Genomic DNA, 19326 nt, shown 5'->3' on the forward strand with positions numbered 1-19326 from the left:
TATCATCCGTAAGGGGGAATATTCATGTCCGCACCAGAGGCCGCAAGACGTCAGGGCACAGGCCTGGCCTTCGCCTATGTCACCACGCTCTTCTTCGCCTGGGGCTTCGCCACCTCGCTGATCGATCCGCTGATCGCGGCGGTGAAGCGGGTGTTCGATCTGAACAACGCCGAGGCCTTTCTGACGACCTTCGCCTGGTTCATCGCCTATGGACTGATGTCCCTGCCGGCGGCGGCGGTGCTGGGCCGGCTGGGCTACAGCCGTTCGATCATCGGCGCCCTGGTCGTCATGGTGGCGGGCTGTCTGATCGTGCCGGCCGCGACGGCCGCCGACTGGTATCCGGGCGTGCTGATCGCCCTGTTCGTCATCGCCTCGGGCGTCACCCTGCTTCAGGTCGCGGCCAATCCGCTGGTGGCTGAACTGGGCGCGCCCAAGGGCGCCTCCAGCCGTCTGAATCTGTCCCAGGCCTTCAACTCCCTGGGCACCACGGTCGGTCCGTGGCTGGGGTCGCACGTCCTGTTGACGGGCGGCGTCTTCGCCGCCGGCGCCGTGGTCACGGCCGCCACCCGCACCCAGTCGCTGCGCAGCATCGACATGGCCTTCCTGGGCATGGGCGCCTTCTTCGCCGTGGTGGCCTTCTTCATCTTCACCGCCCGCAAGAAGATCAATGCAGCGGCGCCGGCCGCCACCCAGGCGGTCTCGCCGCTGAAGGCCTTGACCTCGCCTTGGGCGATCTTCGGCGCCCTGGCCATTTTCCTCTACGTCGGTTCTGAAGTGGCCATCGGCGGCATGCTGACCAACTTCCTCGAAAGCCCCGAGACCCTGAACGCGCCGATCGAGACGGCGGGCAAGATGGTCGCCCTCTACTGGGGCGGCGCCATGGTCGGCCGCTTCATCGGCTCGCTCGTTCTGACCCAGGTCCGGCCGGGAATCGTCCTGGCGGTCTGCACCGTGACGGCGGCGGTCCTCTGCTTCGTCGTCAGCCGGATCGGCGGACCGACGGCGGCCTATGCGGCCCTGTCGATCGGCCTGTTCAACTCGATCATGTTCCCGACCATCTTCACCCTGACCCTGGAGCGGTCCACCGCCCCCACCTCGGCCACCTCGGGCCTGTTGGTCTTCGGCATCATCGGCGGCGCCCTGCTGCCCCAGGTGGCGGCGCGCATCGCCGACGCCGCCGGCGCGCTTCAGCCGGCCTTCGTCGTGCCGATGCTGGGCTATGTCGGCCTGACGATCTTCGCCGTGGCCTGCATCCGCACCAAGGCCAAGACCGAGGTGACGACCACCGTCTCGCACTGAGGCCGGTCTTCAGACACGACAAAGGGCGCGGAGAGCCATCTCCGCGCCCTTTTCATTTCCGCGCGGACGGTCAGCCGTCGATCAGGCCCTGAAGGATCGGGGCCAGGCGGTCGCGCATCTTTTCGCAGTCGGCCTGGTCGATGTTGAAACTGCCGCCGCCCAGTTCGCGGCTGACCGACATCCCCATGATGAATCCGGCCAAGAGGCGGGCGCGGACCCGGGCGTCTGGTCCGCTGATCCATTCCTCAAGCGGGCCGAAGAAGCGGGCCGTGCAGGTGTTCTGAACCATTTCAGCGGCCTTGTTCGAGCCGATGGAGCGCAGCATGATCGCCATGCCCTTCAGCTTTTCAGCCTTCTTGGGCTCGAAGACGATCTCGTGGGCGACGCGCCGGCCGAACTCGGACTTGTCGCCCGACATCAGGGTGCTGCCGTCGCTGCAGCTGTCCAGGGCCGCCAGGAACAGATCGTCCTTGGAGCCGAAATAGCGGCTGATCAGGGCCGCATCGACGCCGACGTCGCGGGCGATGTCGCGCATGCCCACATCGTCATAGCTCTCGGCCGCGAAACGGTCGCGTGCTGCTTCGAGGATGGCCGTGCGGGTGGCGGCGGCGTTCCTCGGGCGGGGGCCGGGACATAACAAGGGGGCGACACTCCAGAATGAATAACCGTAGCCTCCATATGGCTTTGTCAACGCCTGTTGACAAGCGTCACGACGCCACCCATTAAGTCACCATGCGTTGACAAGGCCGGCTCCCCACCGGTCCTCATCCGCACGACAGGGATTTACCTCCGACAGGGAGATTGCGCAGATGCGCGGGCTGAAGATTGCGGCCGTGTCCGTCATGGTGACGGGCGCGCTTTATGGATGTTCCCCCAAGGCCGAGGGCCAGGCGCCCGGCGGCGCCCCGCCGGTGACGGTGGCCACGCCTCTGCAGCAGAAGGTGGTGGACTGGGACGAGTTCACGGGACGCTTCGAAGCGATCGAGAGCGTGGATGTCCGCGCCCGCGTCGGCGGCTATATCCAGGCGGTCCATTTCCGCGACGGCCAGATGGTCCAGAAGGGCCAGCTGCTCTTCACCCTGGACCCGCGCCCCGCCCAGGCCGCCCTGGCCCAGGCCCAGGCCCAGGTCGCCCAGATGCAGTCGCAGCTGACCCTGGCCCGCGCCAATCTGGCGCGCAGCGAGACCCTGCTGGCCTCCCAGGCCGTTTCCCGGGCCGAATATGACGCCAACAAGGCGGCGGTCGATGCGGCCCAGGCCAATCTCGCGGCGGCCAACGCCGCCGTTCGCACCGCCCAGCTGAACCTGGAATACACCCGCGTCACGGCGCCGACCTCGGGCCGGGTCTCGGATCGTCGCGTCGATCCGGGCAATCTGGTCGCCGGCGGCTCCTCGGCGGGCGACGTCCTGACCACCATCGTCTCGGGCGGTCCGATCCACTTCGTCTTCGACGGTTCGGAAGCGGTGCTGTTGAAATATATGCGAGACGGCGGCGCCAGCCAGGGCGCCCCGGTCCGCATCCGCCTGCAGGACGAGAGCGGCTTCACCCGCACCGGCCGGCTGGACTTTTCGGACAACGCCCTGGACACCTCGTCCGGCGTGATCCGCATGCGCGCCATCGTGCCGAACGCCGACGGCTTCCTGCGCCCCGGCCTGTTCGGCCGCGCCCAGGTCGCCGGCGCCGGCTCCTATGACGCCCTGCTGGTGCCCGACACCGCCGTCGGCACCGATCAGGCGCGCCGCGTCGTCTCGGTCGTCAACGCCGACGGGTCGGTCACGACCAAGCCCGTCGAACTGGGTCCGATCGTCCAAGGTTTGCGCGTGATCAAGTCGGGTCTGGCCCCGACCGACCGCGTCATCATCGCCGGCCTGCAACGCGCCGCCCAGCCGGGCTCCAAGGTCACGCCCAAGACCGGCAAGATCCAACCCGTCGCCCAACAGGCGCCGGACGCCCCGGTCACCCAGGCGGCCCCGGCCTCCACCGCCTCGTTCGCCACCAGCCTTTCGACCGGCGACTAAGCCATGAACATATCCCGCTTCTTCATCGACCGGCCGATCTTCGCGGCCGTGATCGCGGTGGTGATCACCATTGTCGGCGTCTTCGCCTATCCGCTGCTGCCCCTGTCGCAGTATCCGGAGATCGCGCCGCCGACGATCACCATCAACGCCGCCTATCCCGGCGCCTCGGCCGAAACCTTGGCCGAGACCGTCGCCGCCCCCATCGAGCAGGAGGTGAACGGCGTCGAGGACATGCTCTACATCACCTCCTCGTCCACCTCGGACGGGGCGGTGGCGATCACCGTCACCTTCCAGCCGGGCACCGATCTGGACGCCGCCCAGGTGCTCGTCCAGAACCGCGTGGCCCTGGCCGAACCGCGTCTGCCCGAGGCGGTCCGCCAAACCGGCGTGGTCGTCAACAAGGCCGAGAGCGGCTTCCTGATGATCCTGGGGCTGACCTCGCCCGACGGCTCGCTGAACAACGACTATGTCGGCAACTACGCCAACTCGACCCTGCGGGACCGCCTGCTGCGGATCGAAGGCGTGGGCGCGGTCCAGGTCTTCGGCGGCGGCAACTATTCGATGCGGGTCTGGATCGACCCGGCCAAGGCGGCCGAGCGCGGCCTGACCGGGCCGGACATCGTCGCCGCCCTGCGGGCCCAGAACGTCCAGGCCGCCGCCGGCTCCATCGGCCAGCCGCCCTTCCCGAACAGCGCCTCGGCCTTCCAACTGCCGGTCCAGGTCCAAGGCCGTCTGACCGATCCCGACCAGTTCTCCAACGTCGTTCTGAAGACCGACAGCGAGGGCCGTGTCACCTATCTGCGCGACGTGGCGCGGATCGAACTGGGGGCCCAGGACTACGGCATTCGCGGCTTCTTTGACGGCCAGCGCGGCGTCGGCCTGGCCATCGTGCAGCAGCCGGGCGCTAATGCGCTCGGCACCGCCGATCGGGTCCTGGCCGAGGTCGAGGCCGTCAAGGCCGAACTGCCGGCCGGGATGCAGGTCTCGGTGCCCTACAACCCCACCGAATTTGTCGCCGCCTCGGTTGAGTCGGTTCAGCACACCCTGATCGAGGCCGTGGTCCTGGTCGTGATCGTGGTCATGGTCTTCCTTCAGACCTGGCGCGCGGCCATCATTCCGATCGTGGCCATCCCGGTCGCCCTGGTCGGCACCTTCGCAGTGCAGCTGGCGCTCGGCTATTCGATCAACTCCCTGTCCCTGTTCGCTCTGGTTCTGGCGGTCGGCATCGTCGTCGATGACGCCATCGTCGTGGTCGAGAATGTGGAGCGGGCGATCAGCGAGGGTCTGTCGCCCAAGGAAGCCGCCTATCGATCGATGCAGGAGGTCTCGGGCGCCCTGATCGCCATCGGCCTGGTGCTGGTGTCGGTGTTCGTGCCGACCATGTTCGTGCCGGGCATTCCGGGCATCTTCTACCGCCAGTTCGCCGTGGTCATCGCCTCGGCCTCGGTCATCTCCCTGTTCGTCTCCCTGACCCTGTCGCCGGCCATGGCCGCCCTGTTGCTGAAGCCGCACGACAAGGACCACGGCCCGGTGCGCAAGCCCGGCGTCCTGGGGACCGCCGTCTATTACGTCGGCTGGGGCGGACGGAAGTTCAACGAGGGCTTCGACTGGCTGTCGGACCGCTATGGTCGTCTGACGGCGCGTCTGGTGCGCACGGTCGGCATCGTGCTGATCCTGTACGCCGGTCTGTTGGGCCTGACCGCCTGGCGTCTGGTCGACACCCCCTCGGGCTTCATTCCCGAACAGGATCAGGGCTTCCTGATCGGCGTGATTCAGCTGCCGGCCGGCGCCTCCCTGGACCGGACGGAGGCGGTGATGACCCGCGCCCGTCAGATCATCGAGGGCACCGACGGGGTCAACGGCACCGTGGCCTTCGCGGGCCTGGACGGCGCCAGCTTCTCGTTCGGATCGAACGCCGCCACCATCTTCGTGCGCCTCGATCCCTTCGAAGAACGCTCCAAGGAAGAGGCCGCCGCCGCCCTGGCCGGGGCCATCACCCAGGCCACGGGTCAGATCGAGGACGCGCAGATCTTCGTCATCGCCCCGCCGGCGGTCCAGGGTCTGGGCAACGGCAACGGCTTCAAGATGATGATCCAGGACACCTCGGGCGCCGGCTATCGCGCGCTGGAGGGGGCGACCTTCGCCATGATGGGCGCCGCCGCCCAGGCCCCGGATCAGGTCAGCCAGGTCTTCTCGACCTACAACACCGGCTCGCCCCGCATCTCGGCCGACGTCGATCGCGACAAGGCCCTGATGATGGGCGTCCAGCCCAGCGCCGTCTTCGACACACTCGGCGTCTATCTGGGCTCGTCCTACGTCAACGACTTCAACCTTCTGGGCCGCACCTATCGGGTGACCGCCCAGGCCGAGCCCCAGTACCGCGACGACATCGCCGACATCGCCAACCTGAAGACCCGCTCCTCCAGTGGGGCCATGGTGCCGATCGGGTCGGTGGCCAATCTGGTCAATGACTCCGGCCCGTCGCGCGTGGTCCGCTACAACCTGTTCCCGGCGTCCGAGCTGCAGGGCAATCCGGCCATGGGGGTCTCCTCCGGCCAGGCCCTTCAGGTCATGGAGCAGATGGCGACCAGCACCCTGCCGCAAGGCTTCACCTACGAGTGGACCGAGCTGGCCTACCAGCAGAAGGCGGCCGGTTCGGGCGCGACCATGATCTTCCTGATGGCCGTGGTCTTCGTCTTCCTGGTGCTGGCGGCCCAGTATGAAGCCTTCACGCTTCCGCTGGCGGTCATCCTGATCGTGCCCATGTGTCTGCTGGCCGCCATCATCGGTGTGAACCTGCGGGGGCTGGACAACAACATCCTGGTCCAGATCGGCCTGGTGGTTCTGATCGCGCTGGCGGCCAAGAACGCCATCCTGATCGTGGAGTTCGCCAAACAGGCCGAAGAAGAGCAGGGCATGAACCGGTTCGACGCGGCCGTGGCCGCGGCCCGGACCCGTCTGCGCCCGATCCTGATGACCTCCTTCGCCTTCATCCTCGGCGTCGTGCCGCTGATGCTGGCGAGCGGGCCCGGCGCCGAAATGCGCCAGTCGCTCGGCACGGCGGTCTTCTCCGGCATGCTGGGGGTGACCTTCTTCGGCCTGATCTTCACCCCGGTCTTCTATGTCGTCACCCGCTGGCTGTCGTCCAAACTGCCGCAGGGCAAGACGCCGACGCCCACCGGCGCCGAGACCGTCCGTTACGATCAAACTTCCAGCCTGACCGATCCTAATGCGCCGGCTCCGGCCACGGGTCGGGGAGGGGACATCTGATGACCCGCACCAAGACCCTCAGCTTCCTGACCGCCGCAGCCGCCGGCGCCCTGCTCGCCGCCTGCGCGGTCGGGCCCAAGGCGCCCGAGGCGGCTCTGCCGACCTCGGGGACCGGCGGCTTCGTCGGCGCGGCCAATCCGGCCGTGACCGCCGCGGCCCCGGCCCGCGACGACTGGTGGCGGCTGTACGACGATCCGACCCTGGACGGCCTGATCCGTCAGGCCTTCGCCGAGAACAACGAGCTGGAGGCGGCCTTCGCCAATCTGCGCGCGGTTCGAGCGTCCCTGTCCGAAGCCCGCGTCGGCCGCTTCCCCAGCACAACGACCAGCGCTCAGGCCCAGCGCAGCCGCGCCTCGGCCGCCACCGTCACCGGCCTGCCCGCCGGCGAGGACGCCCCCGAGATCGACACCTATGACGTCGGTCTGGCGGCCAGCTACGAGGTCGATCTGTTCGGACGGGTGGAATCCACCATCCGCGCCGCCCGCGCCGACGCCCGCGCGGCCGAGGCGGCTCTTGCCACGGTCCAGGTCTCGGTCGCGGCCGAGACGGCCCGCGCCTATGCCGACGTCTGCTCGGCCAACGCCCAGATCGCGGTGGCCGAACGGACGCTGGAGCTTCAGCGCAATACCGCCAACCTGACCCAGACCCTGCTCGACGGCGGGGCGGGGACCGGTCTGGACGTGGCCAGCGCCCGTGCGGCCCTGGCCCAGACGGCGGCGACCCTGCCGACCCTGCGGGCGTCGCGCAACGAGGCCCTGTTCCGCCTGGCCACCCTGACCGGCCGCACCCCGGCCGAGGCTGACCAGGCCGCCGCCGCCTGCGTCCGGCCGCCGCAGCTCAGCCGGCCGATACCGGTCGGCGACGGCGCGGCTCTGCTGGCGCGTCGTCCCGACGTGCGTCAGGCCGAGGCCAATCTGGCCGCCGCCGCCGCCCGCGTGAACGTGGCGACCGCCAACCTCTATCCGCAGATCAGCCTGGGCGGCTCCTTCGGCTCGACGGCGCTGGAGTCGAGCGAACTGGGCGACGACCAGAACTATCGCTTCAGCTTCGGTCCGCTGATCAGCTGGTCCTTCCCCAACGTCTTCGCCGCCCGCGCCCAGATCCAGGCCGCCGGCGCCCGCTCGGACGCCGCCCTGGCGACCTTCGACCAGACGGTTCTGACGGCCCTGCAGGAGACCGAGACGGCGCTCAGCAACTACGCCAACGAACTGGACCGCCGCGCTGCCCTGACCGAGGCGCGGGACCAGGCCGCCCGCGCCGCCACCCTGTCGCGTCAGCGTTTCAACGCCGGCGCCGACAGCTTCCTGGTGGTGCTGGACGCCGAACGCACCCAGGCCGCCGCCGACGCCGCCCTGGCCCAGTCCGACGCCCTGGTCACCACCTACCAGATCGCCCTGTTCCGCGCCCTCGCCGGCGGCTGGCAGGCCGAGAGCTGACGAGAGAAAATCCTCCGTCCCTTGGGGGGAGTGAAGGCAGGCCGCCGGCGGTCCTTCGGGCCGCCGGCGTTCGTGCGTCGAGAGTCACAATCGTCCACAAGGACGTCGGCGTGTCGTGTTCCCAATTTGTTCTCCTCGTGCTTAAACCGACTGCGGCGGTCGGCGGCGTGACGGAGGATCAGATGAATGACGGAATTCTGGCCGATATGATGGCCGAGCTGGATGCGGAGCTGGCGCGGGCCGAGGCGTCCTTGCCGCAGCATCCCGAACACACCCGCCAGACCGAGGTGATGCGCGCCTTAGCCCTGGGTCTGGGCAATTTCGAACGGATGCGGGCGCACGACGTGCATCTGCTGGCCGCGCGCCTGTCGTACGGCCGGTCATGAGAGAAATCAAACCGGAGTGATCAGGCCGGGACGATCAGGGCTGTCGCTTGAAGGTGTCGCCCACTTCGGCCGCATCAGGCCCGTCGGGCCCGGCGCTGCGCCGCTCTTGGTCGCCCACCTTCTTCACGTCTGCCTCTGGCGTCAGGGCGTCCGGCTTGCCCAACGGCTCAGCGCCGTTCTTCTTGCGGCCCTCGGTCTGAATGTCATCCATGATGGTCTCCCTTGCTGATGAGGGAGCGCGGGGCGCGCAGGCGGGTTCCGTCAGCGACCGGTATCCACCCTGGCCACCACCGACATGCCGGGCGACAGGCGCTCCAGGGCCGGTTGACCGGAATCCAGCCGGATGCGGATGGGGATGCGCTGGGCGACCTTGGTGAAGTTGCCGGTGGCGTTGTCGGGGCGGATGACGCTGAACTCGCTGCCGGCGGCGGGGGCGATGCGTTCGACGCGGCCGCGCAGGCTCTGACCGCCCAGAGCGTCGACAGTGATCTCGACCGGCTGGCCGATGCGGATGTCGCGCATCTGGGTCTCCTTCATATTGGCCGTGACCCAGACCACGTCGGGGACCAGACCCATCAGCTGGGTTCCGGCGGTGACATACTGGCCCTGGCGCACGCCGATCTCGCCCAGGCGGCCGGAGCGGGGGGCGATGATGCGGGTGTTGGCCAAGTCGATCTGGGCCAGACGGACGGCGGCCTGGGCGTTCTCGACCGAGGCGGCCAGGCTGTCGCGGTTGACCACGGCCGAGGTGACGCCGGTCTGGGCCACGCCCTCGGCGGCCTGGGCCTGGGCCAGCTGGGCCTGAGCGCTGCGCAGGGCGGCGACGGCGATGTCCACATTGGATTGCGACACCCAGCCGCCGGCCTTCAGGGTGCGGGCGCGGTCGGCATCGGCCTGGGCCTTGGTCAGGGCGGCCTGGGCGGCGGCGATCGAGGCGCGTTGCTGGGCCACGGTTCCGCGCGCGGACGCCTGGCTTTGGGTCGAGTTGGACAGGGCCGCCTCTGCGGAGTGCAGGGCGGCCTCGGCCTGTTCCAGCTTCTGGCGGTAGATACGGTCGTCGACCTGGGCCAGAAGCTGGCCCTGCTGGACCCTCTGGAAGTCCTGGACCGGCACGGCCGTCACATAGCCGCTGACCTGGGGGCTGATGATCGTCACCTGGCCGCGCACATAGGCGTTGTCGGTGCGCTGGACATGGCCGGTGAAGGGCGGCAGCCGCCAGGCATAGAGGACCAGGCCGACGGCGAAGACGGCGACGATGGCCGCCACCACGGCCCAGAGGACGCGCTTGCGGGGTTCCGGCGCGGCAGGGGCGGCAGAGGCGGGCGGAGCGGAGGGAGCGGGGGGAGCGGGGGCTGTGTCGGTCATCGGATTCGGGGCTTTCGGAGATCAGTCGGCGGCGGCGACAGCTGCGGCGTCGGGCGTGGGCGTGTTTCGGGCCTCCCGTTTCGCCTGACGGCGCGCCTTGAGGCGGGGGCGCAGATGGACGGCCGTCACCCAGGCGCCGCCCAGGCCGGCGACCACGGCGATGATCAGGAAGACGTCGTTATAGGCCAGGACATTGGCCTGCTGCGTCACCTGGCGCGTCAGCAGGGCCGCCCCCTCGGCGTTCAGCAGGGCGGGGTCGGTGATGGTGGACGAATAGGCGCCCGACAGCTGGCGCAGGCGTAGAACCACCTGGGGGTCCAGGCTGGTGATGTCGGCGGCCAGCTGGTTCGAATGGAATTTCTCGCGCACCACCTGGATGGTGCCGATCAGGGCCGAACCGGCCAGGCCGCCCAGGTTCTGAAGCACGCTGAACATGACGATGAAGCTGATGATGTTGCGGGCGCCCTGTTGCAGCACCTTGCCCACCCCGATCAGCAGGGCCGGGCCGACGAACAGGGCCGAGGCGAAGGCGACCAGGGCCTGGCTGACATAGAGCTGGGCCGGGCGGGTCAGGACGGTGGCGTGACTGTCCATATAGGCGCCGACGGCGATCAGGCCGAGGGCAATGGCGATGGGCAGGTTCAGCCGGGTCATGTCCAGCGTGAGGGCGGCGACCGCCGTCCCGGCCATCATGGCCAGCAGGATGACCAGGAAGAGGCCGTGGAGCTGATCGGGGCCCAGGCCGACCACGGTCAGGAAGCCCACGGCGCCCGAGGTCTGTTCGGACAGGGTGATGCGGATCAGGAGGATGGCGCCGAACAGACGCAGGATGTCGGGGCCCGTCAGCCAGCGGACGTTGATCAGCGGGTTCTTGCGGTCGTACTCGATCATCAGGGCGGCGGTCAGCAGGAGGATCGCCCCCGCCAAAGCCCAGCCGATCCAGGGGGCTTCGGTCCACCAGACGATCCGGCCCAGGCCCAGAACGGCGGCCAGCAGGGCCACGCCGGGGGCGAACAGGGCGAAGGTGACGAAGTCCAGCGGCTCGAACAGTTTCAGCCGCTCGGACGGGGGCAGTCGCAACACCTGGACGGCGGCCCAGGCCAGCAGCGCCATGCCCAGTTCGAAGGTATAGAAGGCGCGCCAGTCGTCCAGCTGAAGCAGGCTGGGCATGATCAGGCGAGCGATGGGGACGGCGAAGCTGGACAGGCCGATGCCGATCACCAGGCCCTTCAACCGGTGCCGGGCCGGGAAGGCCTGGATCATATAGAGGAAGCCCAGGCTGGACAGGCCCGCCGCCGCCGTGCCGGCCACGGCGCGGACGAACAGGGTGGACTCATAGTTGTCGACCGCCAGGTGGGCGGCGCAGGTGACGACGAAGGCGGTCAGGCAGATTTGGGTGAACAGGCGCAGGCCGTACTGCTGTCTGAACTTGAACAGGATCAGGTTCATGCAGGCGTTGGTCATGACGAAGACGACCGGCAGCCAGGCGGCTTCACTGGGGGTGATTCCCAGAGAGCCCTGAAGACTCGTCAGATTGGCGGTCACAGCCGCATTGCCCAGACTGCCGACCAGGGCCACCAGGACGCCGGTCAGGGCGTACTGAAGCCTCAGCCAGGCCGTGTGGTCGGGCGTGGCGGGCGAGCCGGGCAGGGTCGGGCGCTCGTGGGGTTTCAGCGTGGCCAGATACTGGTCCCACGGCAGATGCCAGTTGTGGTCGGCGCGACGAGCCATCAGGAGGCCTCGGCCCGGGGGCGCAGGCCGTCCATGAGGAGGGCGCGGGTGCGCTGGGACACAGCCTGACGCTCGGCTTCATCGGCGCCCTGGAAGCCGGCGCCCAGCAGGGTGGCGATCAGGCGAATGTCCATCGGCCGCAGATCCTTTCGCACCAGACCGGCCGCCTGGGCGCGTTGCAGAGGGGCGGCGCCCGCCTCCATCAAGCTTTGCCGCAGGGGCGTAAGCGCGTCGGGCGACCGAACGTTCCGCACCAGGCCCGCCAGGCCGGCGTTGCGGACCATGTCTTCGGCCAACCGGTCCAGGAACCAGAAGAAGGTCTCCGGCGCCTCGCCCTGTTCGGCGGTGCGGCGGTCCAGGTCGGCGACGTCGGCTTCGAGCACGGCCAGGGCCAGTTCGGTGCGGTCGGCGAAATGGCGATACAGGGTGCCGCGTCCGACGCCGGCCTTTTCCGCGATCAGGTCCAGCGGCGCGTCCAGACCCTGGTCGGCGAAGACCGCGCGCGCGGCGTCCAGCAGGGCGGCGCGGTTGTGGATGACGTCCTTGCGGCGAGGTTTGGGGGCGGGGCGCGACATGGTGACGCGCTTAAATGGACACGAGTGTCCGTTTTGCAAGGGGAGGTCTTCGAAGATTCCTCTCCCAGCGGGAGAGGGCTTGAGCGCCTGAGAGCGTAGCGATCAGTCTTGCCCGACCCGAAGGGCGGCGCGCAGCAGCCAAAGGGCGAGGGTGCGGCGGTGCGAGCTGGCCCGCCGGCGGGCCCTCATCCGGCCCTTCGGGCCACCTTCTCCCCATGGGAGAAGGAAGAAATTAGAGTCCCTTCTCCAGCACCACGAAGTGCAGGTCCGGCCGGGGCGGGTCCACGGGGAAGGGGCGGGTTTCGCCGGTGAGATGGTATCCGCGCCGTTCGTACCAGGCGATCAGCTCGGCGCGGCGGTGGATGACGGTCATTTCCATGCGGCGGGCGGCGAAGCGGGTCACGGCCTCGCTCTCGGCGGCGGCCAGCAGACGGCGCCCCAGGCCAGAGGCTTGCAGGCCGGGCTCGACCGTCAGCATTCCGAGATAGGCCCGTTCGTCGTCGACGCGGGCCACCTGGACGCAGCCGACCAGGGCGCCGTCCTGATGGGCCAGCAGGATGACCCGGTCGGGATCGGCGATCAGGGCCGACAGTTCCTCGGCGCTGGTGCGGGTGTCGAACAGCAGGTCCGCCTCGTGGGTCCAGCCGGCCTTGGCCGTCTCGCCCCGATAGGCCCGCTCGATCAGGGGATGAAGCGCGGCGACGTCGTCGAGTGTCGCCGCGCGGAAGGCGATGTCGCTCACCGCCTCCGGTCTCGGGAAACGCCCAGCTCCCGCACCAGATGGTCCATGCCGTAGACGTCGCGCAGGGCCACGGTGACGGCCTGTGTGGTGACGATGACGCTGCGGTTGACGGCGCGGTCGTAGCCATAGGCGTTGCGCTGGGTCAGGACGGTGGAATCGAAGTTGGCGCCGATGATCTCGCCCTTCGCATTGATGGCGGGCGAGCCGGAAGAGCCGCCGATGGTGTCGGTCGAGACGGCCATGTCCATCACCGCGTTCGGGTCGATCCGGTCCTTGGCCGCCAGCAGTTTGGGCGCGACGGCGAAGGGCGCGGCCCCCGTGGCGCGGTCCCACAGGCCGGCGAAGGTGGTGAAGGCGGCGAACCGCTGACCCGGAACGTCGGAGCCTTCGACCTGGCCGTAGGTCAGGCGCAGGGTGCCGGTGGCGTCGGGATAGACGGCGTCGCCATAGGCGGCGAAACGGGCGGCGGCCAGCTGTTCCGAGGCGCGGTCGGTCGGGGCCTGGACGCGGGTCTCCCAGGCGTCGCGGACGGCGCGGGCGTCGGCGTCGATGGCCAGGGCGTACTGGATCATCGGATCGGTCGAGGCCTGGATGGCGGCCAGACCGCCGGTCCACAGGGCGCGGCGCACGGCCGGATCGGCCAGCTGGGTGCCGGCGACCAGTCGGGCCGACAGGCCCTCGGGGCTCTCCTTGCCCAGCAGGGTGCGGACGGAAGGGTTGTCGACCGTCAGCCACTCCCGGGTCTTGGACAGCCACCATTCCAGCCGGATCTGCTCCAGCTCGGGATAGGTGGGACGTTCGGCGAACAGGCGGGATTCGACGCCGGACAGGCGGCTGTCGGCGAACTCGGGGAGGCGCTGGTCGGACGGCTTGGCCCGCTCCTGGGCGCCGCGCACCAAGGTGCGGGCATAGCTGAACAGTTGCGATCCCCCGGCGACCGAGGTCGTGCCCAGGCCTGTGCCGCCCTCCAGCAGGGCCATGGAGGGATAGAGTTCGCGGGCGACCGGCTGGACCGCGCTGAGCGCCGACCAGGGATCGACGCCGGAGGCGGCGGCGCGGGCGCGGAAGTCGGCTTCCTGCTCGGCTTTACGAGCCATGAAGGCCGGATCGATCAGGGCGGCCATCCGGCCGCGGCCGCGCTTGTAGGTGTTCTCCAGACCCACGATGGGGTCCATGGCGATGAAGGCCTGCTCCTCGCCCTCTTCGGAATAGCGGATCAGCCGGCCGCGCAGCTCGGACGCGATCAACTGGTCCAGCGGCAGCACCACGTCGCGGATGGTGGTCAGCTGGTCCATCGTCAGAAGACGCTGGGTGGCGCCGGGGTTGCCGGAGATGAAGACGGCCTCGCCCTCGGTCGGCTTGTTTGGGTTCCAGGCGAAATGGGTCGGGGTCTCGACCGGCTTTCCGTCTTCGTACAGGCGGATGAAGGCCGCATCGACGGCGAAGCGGGGGAAGGAGAAATTGTCCAGATCGCCGCCGAAGGTGGCGGCCCGATCCTCAGGCGCCCAGGCCAGGCGGACGTCGGAATATTTGCGGTACTTGTAGAGTTTGAACTGGCCGCCCCGGTACAGGCTGACGACCTGGCAGCGGATCTTGGGGTCGTTTCCGCAGGCTTCGCTTTCGATCCGACCGGCCTCGGCGTCGCGGGCCTGGGTGAAGGCCTGGCCTTCAAGCCCTTCGCCCGCCTTGTGCATCCGCTCGGTCACGTCCGAGATATCGGTCAGGATCTCGGCGGTGGCGCCGGGGCATTTCAGCTCTTCCTCGCGCGATTTCGGCAGGAAGCCGGTCTCGGCGTAGTTGACCTGGGGCGTGGACAGGTTGGCGACGCAGGTGGCGACGCAGTGATTGTTGGTCATCACCAGGCCCTGGCCCGAGACCACGCCCGCCGAACAACCGCCGAACTTGACCGAGGACAGGCGGACGCGGTCCAGGAAGGCTTGGTCGATATTGGTCCCCAGCGTCTGATTGGCGCGGGCGATGGGGAAGTTGTCGTAGGTCCACATGCCTTCTTCGGCGCCGGCCGAAGTGGCGAAGGCGACTGCGACGACGGCGGCGGAGGCGAGAAGGGCGAGGCGCATGGGATGGTCCTTGAAGTCTCCTCCCCATCGCTCCGCGATGGGGAGGCGGCGCGGCGCGACTTCGCGCCGTGACGGAGGGGCTCTGAGATACATGACAGGCGCCGGTGCGGTGGTGAAGAGCCCCTCCACCGCTACGCGGTCCCCCTCCCCGCAAAGCGGGGAGGAGACTTTATGACCCGGCCTTACCGCCGCACGCCCAGTTCGCGCAGCAGGCGCGGCTGGTTGTAGACGGTGCGCAGCGCCTCGGTGATGGCGGCGGTCGAGACGGTGACGGTGCGGTTCAGCTCGCCGTCATAGCCGAAGCTGCCGCCCAGCGAGTGGATGTTGCCGTCGAAGGCGGCGCCGATGACTTCACCCTTGGCGTTGATGACGGGCGAGCCGGAGTTGCCGCCGATGATGTCGTTGGTCGAGACGAAGTCATAGACGGTCGACTTGTTCACCTTGCCCTCGGCCGCCAGCCAGTCCTCGGCCGCGTTGAAGGGCTCGGCGCCCGTATTCCGCTCGTACAGACCGCCGATATAGGTGAAGGGCTCCACCGTCACGCCGCGATAGGTCCAGCCCTTAACCTGGCCGTAGGAGAGGCGCAGGGAGAAGGTGGCGTCGGGATAGAGGTTGGTTCCGTAGACCGCGAACCGGGCCTGGGCGATCTTTTCGGCGGCGCGGCTGGTCGGGCCGGACACGGCCGCTTCCCACTGGGTGCGGACGGCCTGGGCGGCGTCGTCATTGGCCAGAACGAACTGGATCATCGGATCGCCCGAGGCGGCCAGCTGTTCCGGCGTCATGGCCAAGGCTTCGGCGCGGAAGGCCGGATCGGCCAGGCGGGTGCCCTCGACGGTGCGCTCAGCGATCTGCTCGGGACTTTCCTTGCCCAGCAGGGCTTTAACGCTGGGATTGTCCACCGTCAGATATTCGCGGGTCTTGGACAGCCAGAACGACATCTGAATCTTCTCGATGTCGTCGGAGATCGGGGCGTCCTGCGCCAGGCGGCGGCCCAGGGCGGCGATGTCCGCCTCGGAATAGCCGGCGCGGCGTTCGGCCGCAGGCTTGGCCCGCTCCTTGGCGGCGCGGACGATGGCCTTGGCGTAGCTGTACAGCTGCGAGCGCGGACCCGATTCCAGCTGGCGATAAGGCAGGTAAAGGTCGCGCTGGGCGGCGGCGGCGCGCTCCAGCTCGGCCCAGGGGTCGCCGATCCGTTGGGCCAGGGCGGGGTCGGCCGCGACGCGCTGGCGCAGCTCCTGCTCCTCAGCGCGCTTCTTGGCCATGAAGGCGGGGTCGGTCAGGGCGCCCTGCTGGCCGTAATAGACCTTGAAGCTGTTCTCCAGGCCGAAGATCGGATCGACCGAGACCCGCTTGGCCTCTTCGCTGGTGGTCGCATATTCCAGCAGGCGACCGCGCAGTTCCGAGGTCTGGATCAGGGTGATCGGCAGCTGCTGATCGCGCAGGACCTCCAGCTGGGCCATGGTCAACAGGCGCGAGGTCGAACCGGGGTTGCCGGCGACGAAGGTGACGTCGCCTTCCTTGGGCGCATTGGGGTTCCACGTCAGGTGGTTCGGCGTGGAGACCGGCTTGCCGTCCTCGTAGGCGCGCAGGAAGGCCGCATCCAGGGCGTAGCGCGGGAAGTTGAAATTGTCCGGATCGCCGCCGAAGAAGGCCGCCTGGAACTCGGGCGCGAAGACCAGACGCACATCCTCGTACTTGCGGAACTTGTAGAGCTTGTACTGACCCCCGCGATAGAGGCTGATCACCTGGCAGGTCAGCTTCTGATCGTCGCCGCAGACTTCTTTTTGAATCTTGTCGATCTCGGCCGCGCGGGCGCGCACGAAGGCGGCGCCCTCAAGCCCGGCGCCGGCGGCGGTGACGCGGTCGGTGACGTCGGTGATGTCGGTCAGGATCTCGGCCGTCTGGCCGGGGCATTTCTTCTCTTCTTCGCGGGTCGCCGGCATCCAGCCGTTCTTGACGTAGTCGTTCTGGGCGTCCGACAGGTCCTGAACGCAGCTGACGACGCAGTGGTGGTTGGTCAGGATCAGGCCTTCGCCCGAAACCAGCGAAGCCGAACAGCCCTGCAGACGCACGGCGGCGTTGCGCACCCGATCCAGCCAGGCCTGGTCGAGGTTCGTGCCGTACTTCTGGTTCACCGTGGCGATGGGGAAGTTGTCGAAGGTCCACATGCCCTCATCGGCCTTGGCGGGGGTCGCAGGCGCGGACAGGACGACGGTCGCGGCGCCCAGGGCGGCCAGCGAGGCGGTGAGACGAAGGGACGGCAGGGACATTTGGAAACTTCCTCCAGAGTGCGGGACCGGGCTGATCCGCCTGTTATCTTGTAACTAGCGCCGTTTCATCGACGCCGCCAAGAGCCAGACGCCGATAGCCCGGCGATCAGTCCCTCGCAATCGCGCCGATGCGAAGCCTTACCCCGATTTAACTTGGCGCTGAGGCACGCGCCGGTCAGATAGACCCCATACCGGGGGTTTATCGACGACCATGTCGCTTGCATTATCAACCTTGCTCTACGAGTGGCGCCGCTACATGGCCGCCATTGTGGCGCTCGCCTTTTCGGGCCTGCTGGTGCTGGCCCAGGTCGGCATGTTCATGGGGATCGGCAAGGCCTTTACGGCCCAGATCGACCGCGCCCGCGCCGACATCATGATCCTGAGCCCCGGGGCCACGGCCCTGTTCAACGGCGGCCCCTCGGGCGTGCCGCGGCGCATCATGCCGGTGGTCTATCAGCACCCCGAGGTCTTGGCCGTCGCCGACTTGGACGGGTCCGGCGGGCGTTGGCAGAACATCGTCAAGGACAAGGAGCCGGGCGCCGAGCCCGCCGCCCCCGGCGCCAAGAAGATGGAGTTCGTCAACGTCACCACCATCGACGCCATGCCCGGCGCGGTGACGGTGCCCGTCGACTATTCCGACGATCTGGTCGAGGCCCTGCGCCAGCCCTATGCGGTGGCGGTGGACCAGACCGCCCTAGGACGGCTGGGCGTCAAACTGGGCGACCAGGCCACCTATAACGGCAAGACCGTGCGGGTCGCGGCCGTGACCCAAGGCTATCCCAATATGATGCAGGCCACGGTCGTCATGTCACGCGACACCCTGCGGATGCTGGGCGAGGCCAATACCGGCGAACGGGTCGGGCCGCTGATGGTCCAGATCAAGGATCCCTCGCGCGCCCCAATCGTGGTGGCGCAGCTGAACGCCATCTCCAACGGCCAGTTCAAGGCCTGGACGCGCCAGGACCTGGCCAAGGCCAACGAGGGGGCGATGATGAAGGAGAGCTTCATCGCCATCATGCTGGGCTTCTCGCTGTTCCTGGGCATTCTGATCGGGGTCGCCATCACCTGGCAGACGCTGCGCGGCGCCATCATGGCGAACATCAAGGAGTTCGCCTCTCTGCGGGCTCTGGGCGTGTCTATGGGGTCGCTGCGGCGGATCGTGCTGGAACTCAGCTTCTGGGTCGGGATCGCCGGGGTTCTGGCGGCCTTCGCCCTGACCTGGGCCGTCAGCCTGCTGGCCGCGGGTTCGGGCCTGACCATGTCCTTCCCGCCCACCATGGTGATGATGGTCTCGGCCATGCTGGTGGTGATCGCCCTGCTGTCCGGCTTCCTGTCGCTGGGCGTCCTGAAGAAGAGCCAGCCTGCGGACCTGCTGCGATGAGCGTTCATACCAAAGTCCACGGCAAGCACGGCGATTTCGCCATCGAGGCCAAGGGTCTGGTCAAGCGGTTCAAAACGGGCCGCAGCTGGGTCGAGGTGCTGAAGGGCGTCGATTTCGACGCGCGCCACGGCGACCTGACCATGGTCATGGGGCCGTCCGGCTCGGGCAAGTCGACCCTGATCGCCAATCTGTCCGGCCTGCTGAAGCCTGAAGAGGGGCGGGTCGATATTCTGGACGTCGACGACCTGTGGAAATACGGCTCGGGCCGGATCGACAAGTTCCGGCTGGATCACTGCGGCTTCATCTTTCAGGGCTTCAACCTGTTTCCGTCGCTGACGGCGCTGCAACAGGTGATGACGGTGCTGAAATATCAGGGCCTGTCGCCGTCGGAGGCCAAGAAGCGCGCCACCACCGCCCTAGAGGAGGTCGGCCTGGGCCATCGCTTGAACCAGCGGCCCAGCGCCCTGTCGGGCGGCGAGAAGCAGCGCGTCGCCATCGCCCGCGCCCTGGCCAAGAACCCGCAGATCCTGTTCGCCGACGAACCCACCTCGGCCCTGGACGGCGAGAACGGCCAGGTGGTCATTCGACTGCTGCGCCGGGCCGCCACCGAACACGGCGCCGCCGTGATCTGCGTGACCCACGACCCGCGCCTGGAAGCCTGGGCGGACCGGGTCATCCACATCGAAGACGGCAAGATCCTGGACGATCAACGCCGCACCCCTGATCCCGACGCCCAGCTGGCGTCCCACTAAGCTCTTTTCGAACGGACTGAACC

The 19326-nt window shown here is 68.4% G+C and carries 15 protein-coding genes; 7 read left to right on the top strand and 8 right to left on the bottom strand.

Annotation, left to right across the window (positions count from 1 at the left end):
• Window positions 1–24: 24 nt before the first annotated feature.
• Window positions 25–1299 carry a sugar MFS transporter gene (locus BSP_RS06195; protein WP_152949655.1) on the top strand — a complete coding sequence of 425 codons (1275 nt, stop codon included), beginning with the start codon at window positions 25–27 and terminating at the stop codon, window positions 1297–1299.
• 70 nt (window positions 1300–1369) lie between these two features.
• On the opposite strand, the gene BSP_RS06200 is transcribed toward BSP_RS06195, so the two are convergent.
• Window positions 1370–1939 carry a TetR/AcrR family transcriptional regulator gene (locus BSP_RS06200; RefSeq protein WP_182714328.1) on the bottom strand — a complete coding sequence of 190 codons (570 nt, stop codon included), beginning with the start codon at window positions 1937–1939 and terminating at the stop codon, window positions 1370–1372.
• A gap of 169 nt (window positions 1940–2108) precedes the next feature.
• Between BSP_RS06200 and BSP_RS06205 the strand changes: the two genes are divergently transcribed.
• The 4 genes from BSP_RS06205 (at window position 2109) to BSP_RS06220 (ending at window position 8409) form a co-directional block, all read left to right on the top strand.
• Window positions 2109–3317 carry an efflux RND transporter periplasmic adaptor subunit gene (locus BSP_RS06205; protein ID WP_152949656.1) on the top strand — a complete coding sequence of 403 codons (1209 nt, stop codon included), beginning with the start codon at window positions 2109–2111 and terminating at the stop codon, window positions 3315–3317.
• Window positions 3318–3320: 3 nt separating this feature from the next.
• The gene (locus BSP_RS06210; RefSeq protein ID WP_054764936.1) at window positions 3321–6587 is read left to right on the top strand and encodes an efflux RND transporter permease subunit; all 3267 of its coding nucleotides are present in this window, start codon (window positions 3321–3323) and stop codon (window positions 6585–6587) included.
• Window positions 6587–8023 carry an efflux transporter outer membrane subunit gene (locus BSP_RS06215; protein ID WP_152949657.1) on the top strand — a complete coding sequence of 479 codons (1437 nt, stop codon included), beginning with the start codon at window positions 6587–6589 and terminating at the stop codon, window positions 8021–8023. Before BSP_RS06210 ends, BSP_RS06215 begins: the two co-directional genes overlap by 1 nt.
• Window positions 8024–8205: 182 nt before the next feature.
• Window positions 8206–8409 carry a hypothetical protein gene (locus BSP_RS06220; RefSeq protein WP_152949658.1) on the top strand — a complete coding sequence of 68 codons (204 nt, stop codon included), beginning with the start codon at window positions 8206–8208 and terminating at the stop codon, window positions 8407–8409.
• Between the two features lie 34 nt (window positions 8410–8443).
• On the opposite strand, the gene BSP_RS16190 is transcribed toward BSP_RS06220, so the two are convergent.
• The 7 genes from BSP_RS16190 to BSP_RS06250 all read right to left on the bottom strand — a co-directional run bounded on the left by BSP_RS16190 (window position 8444) and on the right by BSP_RS06250 (window position 17170).
• On the bottom strand, window positions 8444–8620 hold the full coding sequence (locus BSP_RS16190) for a hypothetical protein (RefSeq protein WP_182714330.1): 177 nt from the start codon (window positions 8618–8620) through the stop codon (window positions 8444–8446).
• A 50-nt stretch (window positions 8621–8670) separates the two neighbouring features.
• Complete coding sequence (locus BSP_RS06225; RefSeq protein ID WP_194167011.1) at window positions 8671–9774, bottom strand: HlyD family secretion protein; 1104 nt, start codon at window positions 9772–9774, stop codon at window positions 8671–8673.
• Between the two features lie 21 nt (window positions 9775–9795).
• On the bottom strand, window positions 9796–11505 hold the full coding sequence (locus BSP_RS06230; RefSeq protein WP_152949659.1) for an MFS transporter: 1710 nt from the start codon (window positions 11503–11505) through the stop codon (window positions 9796–9798).
• Entirely contained in the window at window positions 11505–12080 is a 576-nt protein-coding gene (locus BSP_RS06235; RefSeq protein WP_152949660.1) for a TetR/AcrR family transcriptional regulator, read from the bottom strand. Before BSP_RS06235 ends, BSP_RS06230 begins: the two co-directional genes overlap by 1 nt.
• A 232-nt stretch (window positions 12081–12312) precedes the next feature.
• The gene (locus BSP_RS06240; RefSeq protein WP_152949661.1) at window positions 12313–12822 is read right to left on the bottom strand and encodes a GNAT family N-acetyltransferase; all 510 of its coding nucleotides are present in this window, start codon (window positions 12820–12822) and stop codon (window positions 12313–12315) included.
• Entirely contained in the window at window positions 12819–14900 is a 2082-nt protein-coding gene (locus BSP_RS06245; RefSeq protein ID WP_152949662.1) for a S46 family peptidase, read from the bottom strand. The genes BSP_RS06240 and BSP_RS06245 overlap by 4 nt, the downstream gene beginning before the upstream one ends.
• A gap of 182 nt (window positions 14901–15082) precedes the next feature.
• Entirely contained in the window at window positions 15083–17170 is a 2088-nt protein-coding gene (locus BSP_RS06250) for a S46 family peptidase (protein ID WP_152949663.1), read from the bottom strand.
• A 211-nt stretch (window positions 17171–17381) separates the two neighbouring features.
• Here BSP_RS06250 and BSP_RS06255 point away from each other — a divergent pair, with 211 nt between their 5' ends.
• Complete coding sequence (locus BSP_RS06255; protein ID WP_152949664.1) at window positions 17382–18551, top strand: ABC transporter permease; 1170 nt, start codon at window positions 17382–17384, stop codon at window positions 18549–18551.
• Complete coding sequence (locus BSP_RS06260; RefSeq protein ID WP_152949665.1) at window positions 18548–19303, top strand: ABC transporter ATP-binding protein; 756 nt, start codon at window positions 18548–18550, stop codon at window positions 19301–19303. The genes BSP_RS06255 and BSP_RS06260 overlap by 4 nt, the downstream gene beginning before the upstream one ends.
• Window positions 19304–19326 lie beyond the last annotated feature (23 nt).

The organism is Brevundimonas sp. Bb-A (assembly GCF_009394735.1).
In the GTDB taxonomy this organism is placed as follows: Bacteria; Pseudomonadota; Alphaproteobacteria; order Caulobacterales; family Caulobacteraceae; genus Brevundimonas; species Brevundimonas aurantiaca.

Bases quoted from the DNA above. Each gene is read 5' to 3' on its own strand.
- BSP_RS06195 (WP_152949655.1), top strand. From the start codon at position 25: ATGTCCGCACCAGAGGCCGCAAGACGTCAGGGCACAGGCCTGGCCTTC.
- BSP_RS06205 (WP_152949656.1), top strand. From the start codon at position 2,109: ATGCGCGGGCTGAAGATTGCGGCCGTGTCCGTCATGGTGACGGGCGCG.
- BSP_RS06210 (WP_054764936.1), top strand. From the start codon at position 3,321: ATGAACATATCCCGCTTCTTCATCGACCGGCCGATCTTCGCGGCCGTG.
- BSP_RS06215 (WP_152949657.1), top strand. From the start codon at position 6,587: ATGACCCGCACCAAGACCCTCAGCTTCCTGACCGCCGCAGCCGCCGGC.
- BSP_RS06220 (WP_152949658.1), top strand. From the start codon at position 8,206: ATGAATGACGGAATTCTGGCCGATATGATGGCCGAGCTGGATGCGGAG.
- BSP_RS16190 (WP_182714330.1), bottom strand. From the start codon at position 8,620: ATGGATGACATTCAGACCGAGGGCCGCAAGAAGAACGGCGCTGAGCCG.
- BSP_RS06225 (WP_194167011.1), bottom strand. From the start codon at position 9,774: ATGACCGACACAGCCCCCGCTCCCCCCGCTCCCTCCGCTCCGCCCGCC.
- BSP_RS06230 (WP_152949659.1), bottom strand. From the start codon at position 11,505: ATGGCTCGTCGCGCCGACCACAACTGGCATCTGCCGTGGGACCAGTAT.
- BSP_RS06235 (WP_152949660.1), bottom strand. From the start codon at position 12,080: ATGTCGCGCCCCGCCCCCAAACCTCGCCGCAAGGACGTCATCCACAAC.
- BSP_RS06245 (WP_152949662.1), bottom strand. From the start codon at position 14,900: ATGCGCCTCGCCCTTCTCGCCTCCGCCGCCGTCGTCGCAGTCGCCTTC.
- BSP_RS06250 (WP_152949663.1), bottom strand. From the start codon at position 17,170: ATGTCCCTGCCGTCCCTTCGTCTCACCGCCTCGCTGGCCGCCCTGGGC.
- BSP_RS06255 (WP_152949664.1), top strand. From the start codon at position 17,382: ATGTCGCTTGCATTATCAACCTTGCTCTACGAGTGGCGCCGCTACATG.
- BSP_RS06260 (WP_152949665.1), top strand. From the start codon at position 18,548: ATGAGCGTTCATACCAAAGTCCACGGCAAGCACGGCGATTTCGCCATC.